Genomic DNA, 17,701 nt, shown 5'->3' on the forward strand with positions numbered 1-17,701 from the left:
GCCGATTACTCCGGCCGCTCGCAGACCGCCGAAAGCTTGTTGCCGTCAGGGTCGCGGACATAGGCGGCGTAGAAATGCGCATGGAACGGCCGCAAGCCCGGCGCGCCCTCATCGGTGCCGCCATTTGCCAGCGCGGCTTGATAGAAGGCATCGACAGCCGCCCGGCTTTCCGCTTCCAGCGCCACCATCGACCCATTGCCGATCGTGGCGGTCTTGCGATTATGCGGCGTCACCACCCAGAGGCGGCAACGGCTGTCATCCTCGGCTCCATAACCGATTTCGATCTCATCCTGCTTGCGGCGCTTGAGACCCAGCGGCGCAAGTGCAGCGTCGTAAAACGACTGCGCCCGGGCAAGATCGTTACTGCCAATGGTCACATAGAGCAGCACGGTTTAATCCGCCTCGACGGAATCCCGCTCGTCAACCATGTCGCGGTCATCGATTTCGGTTTCGCTGTCATAGAGCGAGCGGGCGCCAGGCTTGCGGCCCTTGAAGCCCTTCGCCAGCAGGAACATTTCCACCGATTCGGCCCGCGACGCCGCTGGCTTCACATGAATGACCTGCTTGAAATTCTGCTTCAACAGTGTCAGCAATTCGCGCTCGGCGCCACCTTGGAAGGTTTTCGCCAGAAAATGCCCGCCCTCAGCCAACACGTCGATCGCGAAATAGGCGGCGACCTCGCAAAGATGCATGGTGCGGATATGGTCGGTCTGGCGATGGCCTGTCGTCGGCGCGGCCATGTCGGACAACACCAGGTCGGGCGTACCGCCGAGTGCCGTCATCAGTTTTTCCGGCGCCGTTGGATCGAGGAAGTCCAGTTGCAGGATATGCACACCGGCCAGCGGATCGAGTTCGAGAAAGTCGATCGCCACCACCCGGGGCTCGGCATCGGTCGAATTCGTCACCTTGGCGGCGATCTGCGACCAGCTACCGGGCGCCGCCCCCAGATCGATGATGCGCTTGGCACCGGAGAGAATCTTGTGCTTTTCGTCGATCTCCAGAAGCTTGAAGGCCGCACGGGCGCGATAGCCCTCGAGCTGAGCACGCTGCACATAGGGGTCGTTGATATGCCGCTCGATCCAGCGCCGCGACGACGCCTTGAGCTTGCCCTTCTTGACCTTCTGGCCAAGCTTGCGCCCGGTGCGGTTTCCGCCGATCGGGGGTTTTGTCATTGCGTGTTTCCTTCGTGGGAACCATACGGGCCGCGCGCGTGGCGGCGGGCGCGTCCGCGCCGCCAAACACCGTCATCGGCCATCATGTCTGTGAGCAAGCCTTCGCGCAATCCGCGATCGGCAACGCGCATGCGCTCCGAAGGCCAGCGGCGGCGAATAGCCTCGAGAATGGCGCATCCGGCCAGAACCAGATCGGCCCGGTCCGGTCCGATGCACGGATTGGCAGCACGCGCGGTAAAATCCCAGGAGAGCAGACGCGCCTGCATCGCCGAGACCTCGTCGTCCGACAGCCAGAGGCCATCGACCTTGCGGCGGTCATAACGCGGCAGATCGAGATGCACTCCGGCCAGCGTCGTGACCGTGCCGGAGGTGCCGATCAGATGGAAGCCATTCTCGTCGCCTGGGTTTTCCAGCGTGTGGATAGCCGGGCAATCGAAATTGGAGAGCATGCCCTGCACCTCGACCACCATCGCCTCGAAGCTGGCCGGCGAAACGTCCTGGCCGCCATGCCGCTCCGACAACGTCACGACGCCGACCGGCAGCGATGTCCAGTGGGTGATATGATTGGCAAGCCGGCTCGACCGGTTCTCGCCGATCTTGATGACGGCAATTTCCGAGGAACCACCGCCGATATCGAATAAAACCACCGATTTGGTTTCGCGCCCAACCAGCGACGAGCAGCCGGAGACGGCCAGCCGCGCTTCGGTCTCGCGGTTGATGATCTCCAGTTCCAGTCCGGTCTCAGCCAGAACGCGCTCAAGAAACTCCTCGCCGTTTTCAGCCGCGCGTGCGGCCTCGGTGGCGATCAGCCGTGTCTTGCGGATATCGCGGGTCTTCAGCTTGGCAGCACAGACTTTCAAAGCCTCGATCGAGCGATCCATCGCATCTTGCGACAGGCGACCGGATGAACCCAACCCCTCACCCAGCCGCACGATGCGCGAAAAGGCATCGACGACGCGGAACTGGCCGGGGCGGGTCGGCTGTGCAATCAGCAGTCGGCAATTGTTGGTGCCAAGATCGAGCGCCGCATAGAGCGACGAACCCGAATCAGAGCCATAGGAAAAGGACTGGCCATTGTTGCGCCGGTCATGGCTGGGCGCGCCAAAGCGCTCCTCGGTCCGCGCACCGGACGCAACCGGCTGAGGCGCCGGTTGCCGTGTGGTGCCGCTGATCTGGCGCGGCTTATCGCTGACCGCCAACGGGCGTCCCTGCAGAGTGCGGCGCTGCCGGCTCTTCTTGCTACGTTTGCGGCCTGAATTGTCCGCGCCCGGCCCTGAGGCCGGTTTTGCACCAGCAGCCTCAGCACTGACGCCCGTTGTCACGGATGTTTGCGGCTGACCGGATTTGGAGCGCCGCCTGCGCTTGCGCTTGCGCACCGGTTCTCCGGTCGCTTCTGTCACTTCGGGACGCCGTGTTTCTCCGTTACCAACGGAGGAACTGGCATTCGCAGAGGCTGCCCGGGACGGTTTTCCCCGCCTGCGCTTACCTTTGCCGGAACGGGGCTCTGACTGCCCATCGTTGCGGCCTGCTGCCGACGCCCCGGAAACGGACGGCTGTTCGCCGCTGTCGGGGTCTCTCACGTGTCTGTCCATTGCGCCGCGCGGAACGTTAGCCGCTCAAGGCGCTCTCTTGATTTTCGTTGGATGGACTTTACCAGCGCCTTCCCAAATCGCCAAATTCTTTTTGCACACCGAGCAATACCCGTCGGAGAACCCACCTTCGCGGCCGCCTTCAACAGTTTTTGCCGAAGCCCGCGGATTTTTTTGCCAATATCTATTGCATCCCCCGATCTTTTGTTTATAAGCCCGCCTCACCGGCTGGGCACAAACATCGCCCACGCAGTTTTGGGGAATAGGTTAACGGTAGACCCACGGACTCTGACTCCGTTAGTCCTGGTTCGAATCCAGGTTCCCCAGCCAATTCTCCCTAAAAGCCCTTTATTCCTTGATTTTCCAGTCGTGCCGGATATCGTTTTGGCATCATTGGCGACCTGATGCCCAGAACTGATGCCCAGAGGTGATGCCCAGCCGAATTCGGCGCGGGCGAACCTTCAGGCTCGATACAGGGTCTGTTCGTCATGGCTGTGCGCCACGAGGTCGAGAATCTCATCCGCGGCGGAAACATCTTCTACTGGCGCCCCCGGGTTCCGGCCGCTTTCAGTCACTGCCAGCCCGGCAGCCGGCTTTCACTCAGCCTTCATTGTTCCGACCATAAAAAGGCTCAGATCATTGGCCGCAAGCTCAACACGCGGCTGGCCGAGTTGAAGACGCATTCGAAGGAACCGATGTCCAAGCAGCAGCTCCAGAAACTTTGCGAACACGAGCGAGACAAGGAACTCGAACGGCTTGAGAAAATCAGCGACGCTGCGAAGCGCTTCGGGCTGGCGATGTCGTTGAGATGGAACTCGATCTCGAGGCGGGCTGGGCCTACCAACTTCTTGCCAAGTTCGGAACGCGTGCGGAGCTCAGCCTCGAGGGCGCTTGCGTCCGCGCCGCCATCCACTATGGATCCGGACCGGAAGCTCTGAACGACTGCGATCGGCTTGAGGCCGAGCACGGCGCAGACCCCGCTCGTCTGCTCGTGGAGCTGATGCCCCTCATCATCGCCGCTTCGACCGATGCCGACGCGTTGCTCAAGGCGTGCCGGCAAGCTCAATCCGCCGCACAGTTCAGCGAGCTTCTCGACCTCGATTTTGCGCGTTTCAACGAGAGCCTGGCGGCGACAGGAAGCGACCCGCTGACCTATCCTGCGGTCCACGCCTCACAGCTCCTGAACTACATCGTCGAACACGAGGCGTCCATCTTGGAGGCGCTTCGCAATGCGGCCGCGCCAACCCTCGAAACATTCATGCCCGCTCCCGACTACGCTCAACGCCGTGACGGGCTGCGATCGATGAAGGCGGGCCCAAAATGGCTCACGCTTTACCATTTCGTGCCGGAAGCCATGTTGGAGGAGCATGTCGCGCGGTGGCTGGAACGCGCAGGGGCGCCTGCGATCGGCGCAAACCCACACGGGCTGCCCGATCTTGCCGATGTTCGATCCGCCAACTTGCCGGCGATCGGCCGCTTCGCCACTGCGGCGACGCCCATAGTGCGGGCATGGTGGAAGGGTCCGACCTCGAGCATCCCCGACTATTGGCGCGAGGCCAAAGCGGCCGAGCAGCATATTCGCGCCAAGCTCGACGCGGCCGGCGTAGTCGATTTCAAGCCCATGGAAGAAGCTGTGCTGATTGCCTGGTGCGTCAAGCTCGGCCTCTGGCCCGACGGCATGGGTCCCACGCTCGATCGTGACGCGCTCGGCATCGGCGCCGATGCGATCGACGCTGCTGCGAAAGAAGCCCATCGCGAGGCGGAAGAACGCGCGGCGAAGGCGCGCTCCGTTCGCGTAAACGACCGCGATGTCGATCCCGAACATGCGGACTGGACTGAAATCTCGGCCGAGATCGCCGCTCGGCTTTCCAAGCAAGTCAAGTCGGCGCGCCTGACCACGCCGACCGAGCTGGCTCTGCTCAAAAAGCGAACCAACAAGCCAACGAGTAACCTTAATCCACGCGATGTGCCGCCCGGGCCGGATCGAACACCGCAAGCCAAGAAGGATATGATCGGGCGCTTAGGAGAACTGGTAGTCTATCACTGGCTAAAGGACCGCTTCCGCAATCAGGACATCGACAAGGCGTGGGTCTCGCGCTTCGGCGCGCTGCAAAAGAGCAAGGCTTGGTCCGACGACCTGGGCTACGACTTCGAGCTAACGCATGATCGGCGGACTTGGCTCATCGAGGTCAAATCCAGGGGCGGTATTCGGCTTTTTGCTGTCGGGGACGCGGATCAATCAATCTACACATTCGCCGGCGCTAACCCGGCGCTCCTCGAAAGCCTGACGCAGCGACCGGGTGTCCAAGTTGTCAAGTTACGGTTCAACTACCGATCGGGCGGAAAACTCATCAAGGCTTCGCTGGGTGCGCTCGGCCAGGAGAGAGACTATCGAGGGGTCGCCGGGGCGCCCGAAGGTGAAATCACGTTTTGGGCGGCTCCGATGGGACTCGATACTCAAGCCGAGACGATCGCGACGAGCGTAATCCCGCATCTCGTCTCGAAGGGGATACCTCATGGTGAGATTGCTGTACTCTACCGAGCCGCCTGGCTCGGGGACAAAGTCGCCGCTGCCCTAAAACAGGCAAGTATTCCCTTCGTCCGGACCGATACCAACGCATTGGTACGAAGAAGCTCCCGGATTGCTAGGTTCATCGAAGATTGTGCCAAGTGGGCGACTGGCGGCTGGCGGGATGCCGAACCGCCTTACTCTCGGCTCCTGTCGCAGGCAACGGTTCTTGTTTTCGGTAGCTACGCGCGTGAGCTCGAGCAGGACGCGCTGTCGAAGCAGCTCATCTTTTTCCTTGAAAGCTCTTTCTCATCGGCGACAACCCACGCCTGGCTGCAGCGGTTTGAACGCGAACTAATTGTTCCGTGGCGTGCGCTTGCACGCAACATGGAAGAGGAGTGGGAGATTTGCTCCGAAATGATTTCGGCCACCGATCCGGCGAAGGGTCTCGATCTACCGCTCGCGCAATTTGCTGGACGTGCTGATAGCGCCGGCCGTGTGACGCTGAGCACCTTGCACAGCGCGAAGGGTCGCGAGTTCGACGGTGTCATCATGTATGGCGTCAACAATGGAGACTTTCCCAACAAGCGGGATCTCAGGAGCGATACGGGGCTGCGTGAGGCTCGTCGGTCGTTTTACGTGGGCGTTACTCGACCTCGGAAGGAGCTCTGCCTCGTGTTTCAGGAGCACCATCATTCGCCGTGGGTTCAGGAACTTTATGATCGGATCCAGCGCGAGTAGCCGCATTCCTTGGGCCGCGATCATGATAGGGTAGACGAGTGACGAGGCCCGTTGAAATCGAGACGGTGCCCGCGATGCTGATAAGGCAATCGATCTTTAGATGAAGCAACAACCGTTTTCACAACTGTGAAGTATCAGGCAATGGCGGTTGATGGCGCGAAATAACCACAGGGGGAGACAGTTGAAGGATTGGTATGATTGCTTTAGTCAATTGAGCCAAAATGAACGAGAAGGAATAGACTTTCGCCGGATAGCGGTGGAGCGCAGGTCAAAACTGGCGGTTGTCGCCCCTCATGCCGGAGAGATCGAACCCCATACATCAATTATTGCGAGGATGATCGCAGGCGAGAAGCTCTCGCTATATCTTTTCGAGGGCCTGAGGCCGCATCGCGACCATTGCGAGCTGCATATCACCTCCGAGAAATTCGATGAGCCCTCAGCAGCGGCAATAGTGTCTGGGGCTGATACTGTCCTCGGTATCCACGGTCGGGCAGACAAAGGTGACGGCGCAACAACCTGGGTTGGCGGCCTCGACTTTCAGCGACGCGACAAGGTCGTCGCCGCACTTCTCAAAGCGGAATTTTCCGCCGTTATCAGGCAGCCGGGCGAATCACTCGCCGGCGCAGCGCCGAAAAACATTTGCAATCGAGGCAAAACTCATGCGGGGATACAGTTGGAAATCCCTAGATCGCTGCGAGATCAGCTAGCCGGAGACTTCGAGAAGCTCTCGAAATTTGCTCACGCTATCGGTGTAGGAGTGGGAGCCACCGAAAGCGGTTAGGCGTTTAGTTTGCCTGACAATCGGAGGGCCGCTTTCAGATTTATAGCTGAAGCGTTTGAACAACCGTTATGAGGGCGCGAAGCGGCCATCCGCGCAGCGACTGCGGGAACGTAAACCTCAACCGGAAGCGGAAATTATTTCCGCTTCCGGGCCATATTGACTGATGCCCAAAGCCAGGGCACAAAGGTGGCATCCAAGGTCGCTCGCGATGGGAAAACAGAGGGAATTTCAGGGCTTTTCCGTTAAGCAATTGAAATGATGTGAGAATCCACGGTCCCCAGGCAAGCCATTTTTGGACCTATTTTCTACGTTTAATCGTCGCCATTCCTCACTAAAAAAAGTGACGTCTTTGCAGATGCTTGGCACGATTTCACGTTAAAATCATGCGACGTCCGCTAATTCCCGGCGATTCCTGGAGCTCTTTAAAAAGACGGCTGGGGACCCACTCCTACAAGACAATTCTTGTGGTCGATGACTCGAACGAACCGAAAGCGGAGACGCTTCGGGGCCAAAGCACCAGCCAGCGCGTCAGCCCCAGCCCATCATACCAGTTCATGCATCATGCTGCCGAACGAATGTCTGTCTCCGTGAAGTCGTTGCCCTTGAACAACAACGGTTCGCCGAAATCTTTCGCGAGAGCGTAAGCAAAGCAGTCCCCGAAATTCAGTCCAGCTTTGTGTCTGCCCTTTCCAAAATCGAGGAATGCCTGTCGGGCCAGATGGCCCTGCTCGACGGTCACAGGCTCGATGTCGATCGCTGCACGGCGAAAGAAGGCATCGGCCTGCCTCATGCCTTCCGGCCCAAGCTGTTTTTCGATCACCATGGACAGTTCTAAATAGCTTGCAACACTGATGCGGCTGGTTGCGGAAGCGTGGATCAGTCGCGTGAAGGCATCAGCCTCCGGCTCGCCATAAAGGATCGCCACCATGGCGGATGTGTCGATAATCATTTCGGCAGACCGTCCTCGTCATAGAGGAGCTCGGCGTGATCGGCATAAGGTCGCTTTAAATGGGCTGCAGCTCTGTCAGCGATCGCCAGAAGTTCCTCGACAGGAGCCCTGCCTCTCTGTTTTTCAATTTGCGCATATCGCTCACGCAGAGCGTCGGTCACGACGCGGCTCATACTCTGCCCGGTTGCGTGGGCGATGGCCTGAGCGAGGCGATGCGCTTCGGGGTCCTTCACGTTCAGGCTCATGTGGAGATACTCCATTCTACCTAATCAGCCAATTTTCTAACATTCTACCCTATCGCGCCACAGTGTCCAAGTGAACATGCAGCACCAAAACAGCCTCTTCCTTCATTCGCCCGTGTCCGGATGGCGTTTGAATTAGATGATCCGAAGGCGCTCGGCGGTTCTCGCGGACGATGGCGCATGCGTGGGGCGAACTACGGTGCGCAACTCTCGCCTGGCTACTTGGTGGCGAGCTGTTAGAGGCCTATATTCAGTCTCCGCAGACGAACAACATCCACGAGGTTTGAGTTGGCTGTCATCGCTTTCCTTTCATACTCGCATGCCGACACAAAGCATCTGGAAAGACTTCATAAGCATATGGCCCAACTGCTCAGGGATGGCATCTTCGAGACATGGAGCGACCACGGATCGTACCTGGGTCGAACCTCGACAACGAGGTCCTCACGGCATTGCGTGGAAGCCAAGTCTTCATCGCCTTGGTCAGCCCTGATTACCTCGCTTCGAACTACTGCTACGAGAAAGAATTCGAGGCGGCGCAAAAACTTGAAGCCGAGGGCCGCCTCCACATCGTGCCGGTGATCGTGGAACCCTGCGACTGGCTCTCGTCACCACTAAAGAGTCGGATGGCATTGCCGAAGGACGGAAAGGCGATCCCGGAGTGGACGAACGAGAATGTTGCATACCTAAACGTCATCCAGGGGCTTCGTGCCGTGGCGACATCCACGCACAAGATGCCTTCGGGTCCCACTGGCGAACGGGACGCACCGGAAGTGGGCGGTCGCCGCCTGAAGATCAAGCAAGAGTTCGACTCCATCCAACGGCGAGATTTTGCAGACGAGGCTTTTCGTGTCATCCGGGATTATTTTAAGACCTCATGCGAGGAACTGAATCAGGCCGAGGACCTTCGGGCCCGCTTCGAGAACATGAGTGACAACTCGTTCACCTGCACTGTGGTCAACCGTGGCTACAAAGGCGGCCGTGACGCGCACATCACGATCCATAACAGCAAGGGCAGCCGTCACCATTTCGGCGACATTAATTACTCATGGCAGTCCCACGGCGAGTCCAGCACGTCAAACGGCCATGTCCAAGTCGACGCCGACGAGTACAACATGTTCCTCTCGCTGAACGATTTCATGCGCAGTGAGAAGAAACGGCACGACGCCAAACAGGTCGCCGATATTCTCTGGCTCGAATTCACGAAGCAGGCCGGGATCGAATATGGCTGAGGTGAAGCGTTCCAATGTCTGAATTGCGGTCATCGCTTCGAGATGCTCCAAGTGCCGCCGGACCGATGTGCGAGACTGGTGGGGTTAAGTGATTGACCTGCGTAAGGCTCCTCCCGGCTCAATACGCTTTGTTCACAGCTTGTTCCGATGCCGCAGCACGTCGACCATGACGGTCATGGCCGGAGACATCTGGCGTCGGCTTGGATAGTACAGGTGGTACCCGGTGAACGGCTGGCTCCAGTCGTCCAACACGGCCTGCAGTCTCCCCGCCGAGAGGTGTTCGTCGACAAGATCCTCCGGCACATAGGCGATCCCGTACCCTTGTAAGGCCGCGTCGATCTGGGCAATCGACGAGTTGAAGCTGAGCTGCCCATCGACCCTGACCCGCAGCTCTCGCCCCTCCTTCTCGAACTCCCACAAGTAGAACCCGCCCCAGGTCGCCTGGCGCATGTTGATGCACACGTGTCGAACCAGATCCTGCGGCATGGCCGGGATGCCGTGTTTGGCGAAGTATTCCGGCGAGGCCACCGCGCGGAGCCGCCAATCCGGCCCGATGCGCACCGCGATCATGTCCTTGTCGACGCTCTCCCCAAGCCGCACGCCTGCGTCGAAACGCTCTTCGACGATGTTGCGCATGCCGTTGTCGCTGTAGAGTTCCACCCGGATATCGGGGTAGTCCGCCAACACTCGGGCGAGCTTTGGCCATACCGTTGTCTGCAGGGCATGGTCTGACAATGTCAGACGAACGGTGCCGGACGGCTTCTCCCGGAAGGCGACAAGTGCGGCCAGATCGGCTTCGATTTCCTCGAATCGAGGTGCGAGGGACTGGAGCAGGCGCTCTCCTGCTTCCGTCGTCGCCACGCTCCGTGTTGTTCGTGTGAGGAGCCGGACGCCGAGGCGGGCCTCCAACTGCCTAATCGTGTGACTGAGCGTCGGTTGCGACGTCCCAAGCGCTGCTGCGGCCTTGGTGAAACTCTTCTCCTTCGCCACCTCTAGGAACCAGAGCAGGTCCTTCATATCCTCGCGCTGCATCACGCACTCCCTCATTCATATCGAAATTCGATAGGTCCATGTGGATTAGCATGGATAGTCCGCAAAGTCTGTTCGCACTACCTTGTTCCCAGACGCAAAACCGAAATATCCATCGGGATCGGGACCATGACGCTGACCTACAACGAGACCATCCACAGCAGGCGCTCGGCTTGGGGCGCCGTGTTCTCCATGACCCTGTGCGTTTTCGTGCTGATCGCCTCGGAATTCATGCCTGTCAGCCTGCTGACGCCGATCGCCGCCGATCTCGGCGTTTCGGAAGGAAACACTGGGCAGGCCATCTCGATCTCCGGCATCTTCGCCGTGTTCACCAGCCTGTTCATCGCGGGTCTCACCCGGCGGCTGGATCGGCGCGTGGTCGTGCTCGCCCTGACGATATTGCTGATGCTGTCGGGGGTCGTCGTCACGTTTGCGCCGTCCTATCCCGTGCTGATGCTGGGACGTGCACTGCTCGGGATTTCCATCGGCGGCTTCTGGTCGATGTCCACCTCGATCGTGATGCGCCTCGTCTCCCACGATCAGATTCCAAAGGCGCTCGCCCTGCTCAATGCCGGCAATGCGATCGCGGCCACCATTTCCGCCCCCCTGGGCAGTCTGCTTGGAGCCTATATCGGATGGCGCGGCGCCTTCTTCCTTGTCGTCCCTGTCGGACTGCTCGCGCTTGTGTGGCAGTGGATCAGCCTGCCCGCGCTTCCACCCCGCCGCGATCGCGCAAGCTCGAACGTCTTCCGATTGCTGAAGCGCCCGCCGGTGGCATTGGGCATGGCCGCGATCCTGCTGCTGTTCATGGGTCAGTTCGCGCTCTTCACCTATCTGCGACCGTTCCTGGAGCAGGTGACGCAGCTTCAGATCGAAACCCTGTCTCTCACCCTTCTCCTGATGGGATTGGCGGGAGCCGCGGGAACATGGGTCGTCAGCCGCCTGCTGAACCACCGCCTGTTCAGCATTCTGATCGCCATCCCGTTCCTCATGGCCTGCCTCGCCCTGGCGATGATTGCGCTGGGCGACATGCAGGTCCCCGTCTTCCTGTCACTTGTCGGCTGGGGCTTTCTTGGCACCGCAGCGCCAGTGGGCTGGGGTACATGGCTCACCCGTGTTCTTGCCGACGACACGGAGGCAGGAGGCGGTCTTCAGGTCGCGGTGATCCAACTCGCCATCACGACCGGAGCCTCTCTCGGCGGCCTTCTCTTCGACGCTGCAGGTTGGCAGACAACCTTTGCGCTCAGCGCCGCCCTTCTCTGCGGTTCTTCCCTGGTGTCCCTCGCCGCATGGCGTGCGGCTAGGAGAGCATCATGAGAGGGCAAGTCGATCTCCAATTGAACTTGCGGGGACGCTCTCCGGCGCCCCTCCTCCGCAGTCTTCGGCTTCGGCCCCGGCCGGCATCCACGATACCAAACCTCAAATTCAAAAGGACTCTATCATGAACAAGCACATCGATCAGGACAACACCATCAACGCCAGCAGGCGCAGCCTGATGAAGGGAACGGGCCTCGCCGTCGCGGCGATGAGCATGATCCCGGTTGCTACGGCAACAGAGGCCCTTGCGCAGACCGCCGCCTGGGACAAGGTGTTTCCAAAGAGCGACAATGTCGATCACCAGAAAGTGTCGTTCAAAAACCGCTACGGCATAGCGCTGTCCGGTGACCTTTACTTGCCGAAGAACCGCGGCAGTCAGCCATTGCCAGCTCTTGCCATCGGCGGACCTTTCGGTGCCGTGAAGGAGCAATCATCAGGATTGTACGCTCAGACCATGGCCGAGCGCGGATTTGCGGCACTGGCCTTTGACCCTTCCTTCACAGGTGAGAGTGGCGGCGAACCCCGCAATGTCGCGTCTCCGGATATCAACACGGAAGATTTCAGTGCCGCAGTCGACTATCTTGGACTGCAGCCCTTCATCGACCGCGAACGGATCGGCGTGATCGGCATTTGCGGCTGGGGCGGCATGGCTCTGAATGCCGTCGCCGTCGACAAGCGCGTCAAGGCTGTTGTTGCGACCACGATGTATGACATGACCCGCGTGATGTCGAAGGGCTACAACGACAGCGTAACTCTGGAGCAGCGGACGCAGGCGCTCGAACAGATGAGCCTACAGCGCTGGGCGGACGCCGAAAAGAAGACACCAGCCTACCAACCCGCCTACAATGTGCTCAAGGGTGGCGAGGCTCAGTTTCTCGTGGATTACCACGACTACTACATGACGCCCCGCGGCTACCACCCGCGCGCCGTCAACTCGGGCAATGCCTGGACGCAGACGACACCGCTGTCGTTCATGAACATGCCGATCCTGACCTACATCGCGGAAATCTCCCCACGCCCGCTTTTGCTCGTGCACGGCGAGAACGCCCATTCGAGATACTTCAGCGAAACGGCCTTTGCAGCAGCAGCGGAGCCGAAGGAACTGATGATCATCTCGAACGCAAGCCACACCGATCTCTACGACCGCATGGACAAGATCCCGTTCGACCGGATCGCCGAATTCTTCGGACAGCATCTCGTTTAGGAGAAACGACCATGAAGAACATTGCCGCAAGCATCGCCATCTCTGCTCTCGCCGCGACAGGTGTGGAAGCGCAGGAGGAGCGCAGAAGGGTTGCTCCACCAGCCGTCTACGCCGTCGCACCCGGGCTTGGTCACTTCACCGATGACGTCCTGTTCGGTGAAGTGTGGGAACGAACCGAACTTGCGCCTCGCGACCGCAGCCTTGTCACCCTCTCGGCGATCGTGTCCACTGGAAAAACCGCGCAGATAGCTGCGCATGTGAGCCGCGCCCTGGACAATGATGTGAAGCCCGGCGAGATCGGTGAACTCATCACGCATCTCGCTTTCTACTCGGGCTGGCCGAACGCAATCTCTGCCGTCACAGAGACAAAGAAAGTCTTCGACGAGCGCCAGATCGCACCTTTGAACAACAGCGAAGCGACACGCGTCGAATTGGAAGCCGCAGCCGAGGCCGCTCGAAGGGCGACGGTCGATGCTTCAGTTGCGACGACAGCGTCGGCACTCGCCGACCTGACCAACCGTGTGCTGTTCGGGGATCTGTGGCAGCGACCGGATCTCGGCGCGCGAGACCGCAGCCTCGTGACGATGGCCGCCCTGATCGCGGTTGGTCAGCCGGAGCAATTGCCGTTCCATGCCAACCGCGCGATGGACAATGGCTTGACGCCGTCAGAAGCTTCGGAAGTACTGACACATGTCGCATTCTACGCCGGCTGGCCCAGAGCCATGTCTGCCGTGCCCATCCTCAAGCAGGTTTTTGAAAAAAGGAAAGGAATTCAGGTGAGCGCTCCTCAGGCAAACATCACGATCACTCCCGCAGGATCCGATGCTGCGTCAGCTCCGGACGCGTACTTCACAGGCAGCGTCCAGATCTCGGGCCGCTATCAGTCTGAAGCTCCTGCCCGTGTTGGCGGGGCCACAGTTTCCTTCTCGGCCGGTGCTCGCACGGCTTGGCACACCCATCCTCTCGGACAAACGCTGTTCATCGTGAGCGGACGCGGCTGGGTCCAGAAGGAAGGGGAGCCAGTTCAGCACGTCGGTCCAGGAGACGTGGTCTGGATCCCGCCGCTGATCCGGCATTGGCATGGCGCCTCAAGTAGTGAGCCCATGAGCCATTTTGCCGTGGCCGAGGCACTCGACGGAAGCTCCGTTACCTGGATGGAGAAGGTGTCCGACGAGGATTACGGCAAGGGCCTTGGAGAGTAGGACCGAGACCGGTGGGCGCGGTCCACGTCCACCCACAGATCCAAACCGAACTGGAGACGAACACGTGATCAAGACACTATTGGCCTCTGCTTTTTTCGCAATAGGAGTGACCGGACCTGCCATGGCCCAGGAAACGATCCGATTGTCTTCCGAATGGGGCGAAGTCACCGCCACCCTCGCCGACAACGAAGCCGCCAAATCCTTGGCGCAGATGCTGCCACTGACGATCGAGATGTCCGACCATATGCGCCAGGAAAAGACGGGAAACCTGCCCTCCACCCTTCCTGACCTCCCGCGGCAGCGAGACTTCTCGGTCGGCACGCTCGGCCTGTGGAGTGCCGGTGATTTCGTGATCTACTATCGGAGCGGCCGCGTCCCCTCCCCCGGCATCATCGTCCTCGGCCAGGTGACGGGTGATGTTTCGATCTTCGACCGACCGGGATCCGTCACCGTAACGCTCGAAACGGCCGACTGATTGACGCATGCAGCCTCCGACCGTTCCCGCATTTTCAGCCTAGGATCTTGAGCTCAGGCAGTACGTTAAATGTCCTGCTTTCACGGCATATACGAGCAAACCTATCCGACCGACATTGGGGAGTGCATGGAGGCTCTCAATCCTATTGTCCGGACGGCGGCATGGTGCGGGAAGCGGAAATTATTGCCGGTAAACTCGCCTAGTTGACTGATGCCCAAAGCCAGGGCACAAAGGTGGCATCCACGGTCGCTCGCGATGGGAAAACATAGGGAATTTCAAGGCTTTTCTGCTAACCCTTTGAAATCATGTGAGAATCCAACGTCCCCAGGCAAGTCATTTTTGACCAATTTTCGATCTAAATTGGCGACCTATCTCCCCTTTGGAAAAGTGGCGTCTTCTCAATAAGTTGGGCATCTCGGCCGCAGTTCCTTGGGCAATCCGTCGCGTTCGAAGGCGGCTAGGAAAATTGGCTGGGGACCCGCAGGCAATGACCGCTGCGGGGCCGAGGAACGAACCCGCTGCGCGGGAGGGCGCCCGCGGTTGAGGTAGAGATCAACAACCGGTCGTCGCGCATGCATTGAGCGTCGTTCGGTGTGAGCAGACCATGACGGGCTTCTTCAACCAGCCAAATCGCTATCTGTCGGAATGGCTATGGCTNGCCGCCGACCGTGATGTCGATGCGAACCTTTCCGCTTTGACAATGACCGAAATGGGGCCGCAGAACGAACCCGCTGCGCGGGAGGGCGCCCGCGGTTGAGGTAGAGATCAACAACCGGTCGTCGCGCATGCATTGAGCGTCGTTCGGTGTGAGCAGACCATGACGGGCTTCTTCAACCAGGAGCCTGACGATGTCCCATTCAGTTCTTGATGCACCCATCAGCCCGCTGCGCCAGAGGCTGATCGACGACATGAACATGCGGCGTTTCTCACGGGAGACGCAGCGCAACTATCTCCGCGATATCGGGCGCCTGGCGACGTTCCTTGGGCGCTCACCAGGCACAGCGACCTCCGACGACCTGCGCCGGTTCCAGATCGAGCAGCAGAAGGACGGCGTTCCCGTGCCGACCATGAACAGCATCGTGTCGGCGCTACGCTTCTTCTTCACTCATACGGTTGATCGTCCCGATCTGGCGCGCAAGCTCGTTCGACTGGCGCACCCGCGCACGCTGCCAGTAGTGCTCAGCCGCGACGAGGTTGCCCGCCTCCTAAACGCCACGACCTGCCTGAAACACCAGGCCGCCTTGTCAGTCGCCTATGGTGCGGGTCTTCGCGTCGCCGAAGTGTCGATGCTGAAGGTCGCCGACATTGACAGTGAGCGCATGCTGCTCAGGGTCGAGCGTGGCAAGGGCGGCCGGTATCGCAACGCCATGCTGTCGCAAGACCTGCTCTTATTGCTGCGCCAGTGGTGGCGGGTCGGGCGGCAGCAGGGCGTAATGCACCGCGACGGCTGGCTGTTCCCCGGACAGCACGCCATGAAGCCGATCAGCACGCGGCAGCTCTATCGCATCGTCGTTGAGGCGGCCCAGGCCGCCGACATCGCCAAGCGGGTTGGGCCGCACACGCTACGCCACAGCTTCGCTACCCACCTGCTGGAGGACGGCACCGACATCCGGATCATCCAAGTCCTGCTCGGGCACGCCAAGCTGAACAACACCGCTTTCTATACCAAGGTCGCGACCCGCACGGTGCGAACGGTGACAAGCCCGCTCGACAAGCTCGGCCTGTTCAAGCCGGCAGAGATATCGCCCGACGGCTGAGCCGTGCGCGCCTCTGTCGAGGTCGCCGACATCTTCCGCGCGACGGGACCCGCTTACCGGGCCGACCATGCAGGACACCTGAGCCTCACTCAACTCAAGGTCATGTCGGCAATTGAGCAGTGTCGCACCGCAGCCCTCGGTGGTCACGTCGAGGCTTGCGAGGACTGCGGCCAGTGGCGGATCGCCTATAACTCCTGCCGCAACCGGCACTGTCCGAAGTGTCAGGGTGCCGCGGCGCGGACATGGCTTGCCGAGCGCGAGGCCGACCTGCTGCCGGTCGGCTACTTCCACGTCGTGTTCACGCTGCCCGCCGAGGTCGCCGACATCGCGTTCCAGAACAAAGCGGCAGTCTACGACCTGCTGTTCAAGGCGGCATCGGAAACGATGCTGACCATCGCGGCGGATCCAGAGCATCTCGGCGCGCGCATTGGCATCACCGCCGTGCTCCACACATGGGGATCGGCGATGACGCACCATCCGCATGTCCACATGATCGTGCCGGGTGGCGGCATCGCGCCAGACGGAAGCCGATGGGTATCGTCGCGTCCGGCCTTTCTGCTCCCGGTACGGGTACTAGGCAAGCTGTTCCGCCGGCTGTTCCTCACTCGGTTGCTCGGGCTGCACGATACCGGCAGGCTTACCTTCTTCGGATCGATGGCGCACTTCATCGACAGGCGTGCATTCCAGCGGCACCTGGCACCCGTCCGGAGGAAGCGCTGGGTGGTTTATGCCAAGGCGCCCTTCGCCGGGCCTCAAGCCGTGCTTGCCTATCTGTCGCGCTACACTCATCGGGTCGCGATCTCCAACAGCCGCCTCATCCGCTTCAACAAGGACAGCGTCACCTTCCGCTACAAGGACTATCGCCGCGACAGCGCCGACCGTCAGCAGGTGATGACACTCGCAACTGACGAGTTCATCCGCCGCTTCCTCATCCATGTCCTGCCGCGTGGCTTCCACCGCATTCGGCACTACGGCCTGCTCGCCGGCTCCGCCCGCAAAGCCAACCTCGCGCTCGCTCGCGAACTACTGAACGTCGCCGCGCCACCTGATGACGATACCCCAGACAAACCGGACGACTTCCGCCCGCCATGCCCATGCTGCGGCGGACGCATGATTATCATCAAGATGTTTGAACGGTGGAGGCAGCCCCGCGGACCGCCGGACAAAACCACACCGAACCGGGAGACCACCCCATGACCCGGCATGGCATGATCCGGCCTCCAGCCGCAGGCACTCAGCCCCCGGCGACAAACCCACACGCGTCTATGCCGATGATCGACATTAAAGGAGACGCGTCCCGCCGCGTGACGGGCCAACAATACGGCGCCAAGAAACAACAAAGTGGTCTGTCCACATCCATCCTGGTGCTTCCTGGTGGCGCTCGCGCCACCAACGGCACTGGCGGAAATCTGAAATCCCCATAACCATCGCCATAGCCTGTGGCCCGCGGGTTCCTTCCTCGGGGACTTTCGTACGCCTGCCGGCGCCCGAAACTCTTCACGTCT

15 protein-coding genes and 1 tRNA gene are annotated in these 17,701 nt (G+C 60.3%); 10 read left to right on the forward strand and 6 right to left on the reverse strand.

The features are described from left to right. Positions 1-5: 5 nt before the first annotated feature. Genes ASC96_RS31350 through ASC96_RS31360 form a run of 3 tightly spaced genes read right to left on the reverse strand, consistent with a single transcriptional unit; the run spans position 6 to position 2,752 of the window. On the reverse strand, positions 6-389 hold the full coding sequence (locus ASC96_RS31350; RefSeq protein WP_060506993.1) for a VOC family protein: 384 nt from the start codon (positions 387-389) through the stop codon (positions 6-8). Positions 390-392: 3 nt separating this feature from the next. After that, positions 393-1,172: an RlmE family RNA methyltransferase gene (locus tag ASC96_RS31355; protein ID WP_060506995.1), complete on the reverse strand. Its 780-nt coding sequence runs from the start codon at positions 1,170-1,172 to the stop codon at positions 393-395. Beyond that, positions 1,169-2,752 (reverse strand): Ppx/GppA phosphatase family protein, encoded by a 1,584-nt coding sequence (locus ASC96_RS31360; protein WP_060507052.1) that lies wholly within the window; start codon positions 2,750-2,752, stop codon positions 1,169-1,171. Before ASC96_RS31360 ends, ASC96_RS31355 begins: the two co-directional genes overlap by 4 nt. A gap of 265 nt (positions 2,753-3,017) precedes the next feature. Here ASC96_RS31360 and ASC96_RS31365 point away from each other — a divergent pair. From ASC96_RS31365 to ASC96_RS31375, 3 genes are all read left to right on the forward strand, one after another. After that, positions 3,018-3,091 (forward strand) — tRNA-Gln (locus tag ASC96_RS31365). Positions 3,092-3,569: 478 nt separating this feature from the next. Beyond that, positions 3,570-6,011 (forward strand): ATP-dependent helicase, encoded by a 2,442-nt coding sequence (locus ASC96_RS34210; RefSeq protein ID WP_244482404.1) that lies wholly within the window; start codon positions 3,570-3,572, stop codon positions 6,009-6,011. 181 nt (positions 6,012-6,192) lie between these two features. Beyond that, the gene (locus ASC96_RS31375) at positions 6,193-6,792 is read left to right on the forward strand and encodes a poly-gamma-glutamate hydrolase family protein (RefSeq protein WP_244482405.1); all 600 of its coding nucleotides are present in this window, start codon (positions 6,193-6,195) and stop codon (positions 6,790-6,792) included. A 559-nt stretch (positions 6,793-7,351) separates the two neighbouring features. Here ASC96_RS31375 and ASC96_RS31380 read toward each other — a convergent pair. Beyond that, positions 7,352-7,741, reverse strand: coding sequence for a type II toxin-antitoxin system VapC family toxin (locus ASC96_RS31380; protein WP_060506999.1), 390 nt, complete (start codon positions 7,739-7,741; stop codon positions 7,352-7,354). Further along, positions 7,738-7,986 carry a type II toxin-antitoxin system VapB family antitoxin gene (locus ASC96_RS31385; protein ID WP_060507053.1) on the reverse strand — a complete coding sequence of 83 codons (249 nt, stop codon included), beginning with the start codon at positions 7,984-7,986 and terminating at the stop codon, positions 7,738-7,740. The genes ASC96_RS31380 and ASC96_RS31385 overlap by 4 nt, the downstream gene beginning before the upstream one ends. A 389-nt stretch (positions 7,987-8,375) precedes the next feature. Here ASC96_RS31385 and ASC96_RS32365 point away from each other — a divergent pair, with 389 nt between their 5' ends. Continuing rightward, positions 8,376-9,212, forward strand: a complete 837-nt coding sequence (locus tag ASC96_RS32365; protein ID WP_244482406.1) for a toll/interleukin-1 receptor domain-containing protein — start codon at positions 8,376-8,378, stop codon at positions 9,210-9,212. A 132-nt stretch (positions 9,213-9,344) separates the two neighbouring features. On the opposite strand, the gene ASC96_RS31395 is transcribed toward ASC96_RS32365, so the two are convergent. After that, a complete protein-coding gene (locus tag ASC96_RS31395) occupies positions 9,345-10,244 on the reverse strand; it encodes a LysR family transcriptional regulator (protein WP_060507001.1) in 900 nt (299 codons plus the stop codon). A 126-nt stretch (positions 10,245-10,370) separates the two neighbouring features. On the opposite strand from ASC96_RS31395, the gene ASC96_RS31400 reads away from it, so the two are divergent. The 6 genes from ASC96_RS31400 to ASC96_RS31425 all read left to right on the forward strand — a co-directional run bounded on the left by ASC96_RS31400 (position 10,371) and on the right by ASC96_RS31425 (position 17,393). Next, a complete protein-coding gene (locus ASC96_RS31400; protein WP_060507002.1) occupies positions 10,371-11,558 on the forward strand; it encodes an MFS transporter in 1,188 nt (395 codons plus the stop codon). A 124-nt stretch (positions 11,559-11,682) separates the two neighbouring features. Further along, a complete protein-coding gene (locus tag ASC96_RS31405; RefSeq protein ID WP_060507004.1) occupies positions 11,683-12,762 on the forward strand; it encodes an alpha/beta hydrolase in 1,080 nt (359 codons plus the stop codon). Between the two features lie 11 nt (positions 12,763-12,773). Continuing rightward, positions 12,774-13,964: a carboxymuconolactone decarboxylase family protein gene (locus ASC96_RS31410; protein ID WP_060507006.1), complete on the forward strand. Its 1,191-nt coding sequence runs from the start codon at positions 12,774-12,776 to the stop codon at positions 13,962-13,964. A gap of 121 nt (positions 13,965-14,085) precedes the next feature. Continuing rightward, positions 14,086-14,439 carry a cyclophilin-like fold protein gene (locus ASC96_RS31415; RefSeq protein ID WP_244482408.1) on the forward strand — a complete coding sequence of 118 codons (354 nt, stop codon included), beginning with the start codon at positions 14,086-14,088 and terminating at the stop codon, positions 14,437-14,439. A gap of 848 nt (positions 14,440-15,287) precedes the next feature. Further along, a complete protein-coding gene (locus ASC96_RS31420) occupies positions 15,288-16,196 on the forward strand; it encodes a tyrosine-type recombinase/integrase (RefSeq protein ID WP_060507010.1) in 909 nt (302 codons plus the stop codon). Positions 16,197-16,199: 3 nt separating this feature from the next. After that, positions 16,200-17,393, forward strand: a complete 1,194-nt coding sequence (locus ASC96_RS31425) for an IS91 family transposase (RefSeq protein ID WP_082512341.1) — start codon at positions 16,200-16,202, stop codon at positions 17,391-17,393. Positions 17,394-17,701: the final 308 nt, after the last annotated feature.

This window comes from Rhizobium sp. Root1204 (assembly GCF_001424965.1).
Lineage (GTDB): Bacteria > Pseudomonadota > Alphaproteobacteria > Rhizobiales > Rhizobiaceae > Pararhizobium.

Bases quoted from the DNA above. Each gene is read 5' to 3' on its own strand.
- ASC96_RS31355 (WP_060506995.1), bottom strand. From the start codon at position 1,172: ATGACAAAACCCCCGATCGGCGGAAACCGCACCGGGCGCAAGCTTGGC.
- ASC96_RS34210 (WP_244482404.1), top strand. From the start codon at position 3,570: ATGGAACTCGATCTCGAGGCGGGCTGGGCCTACCAACTTCTTGCCAAG.
- ASC96_RS31380 (WP_060506999.1), bottom strand. From the start codon at position 7,741: ATGATTATCGACACATCCGCCATGGTGGCGATCCTTTATGGCGAGCCG.
- ASC96_RS31385 (WP_060507053.1), bottom strand. From the start codon at position 7,986: ATGAGCCTGAACGTGAAGGACCCCGAAGCGCATCGCCTCGCTCAGGCC.
- ASC96_RS32365 (WP_244482406.1), top strand. From the start codon at position 8,376: ATGGAGCGACCACGGATCGTACCTGGGTCGAACCTCGACAACGAGGTC.
- ASC96_RS31395 (WP_060507001.1), bottom strand. From the start codon at position 10,244: ATGCAGCGCGAGGATATGAAGGACCTGCTCTGGTTCCTAGAGGTGGCG.
- ASC96_RS31400 (WP_060507002.1), top strand. From the start codon at position 10,371: ATGACGCTGACCTACAACGAGACCATCCACAGCAGGCGCTCGGCTTGG.
- ASC96_RS31405 (WP_060507004.1), top strand. From the start codon at position 11,683: ATGAACAAGCACATCGATCAGGACAACACCATCAACGCCAGCAGGCGC.
- ASC96_RS31410 (WP_060507006.1), top strand. From the start codon at position 12,774: ATGAAGAACATTGCCGCAAGCATCGCCATCTCTGCTCTCGCCGCGACA.
- ASC96_RS31415 (WP_244482408.1), top strand. From the start codon at position 14,086: ATGGCCCAGGAAACGATCCGATTGTCTTCCGAATGGGGCGAAGTCACC.
- ASC96_RS31420 (WP_060507010.1), top strand. From the start codon at position 15,288: ATGTCCCATTCAGTTCTTGATGCACCCATCAGCCCGCTGCGCCAGAGG.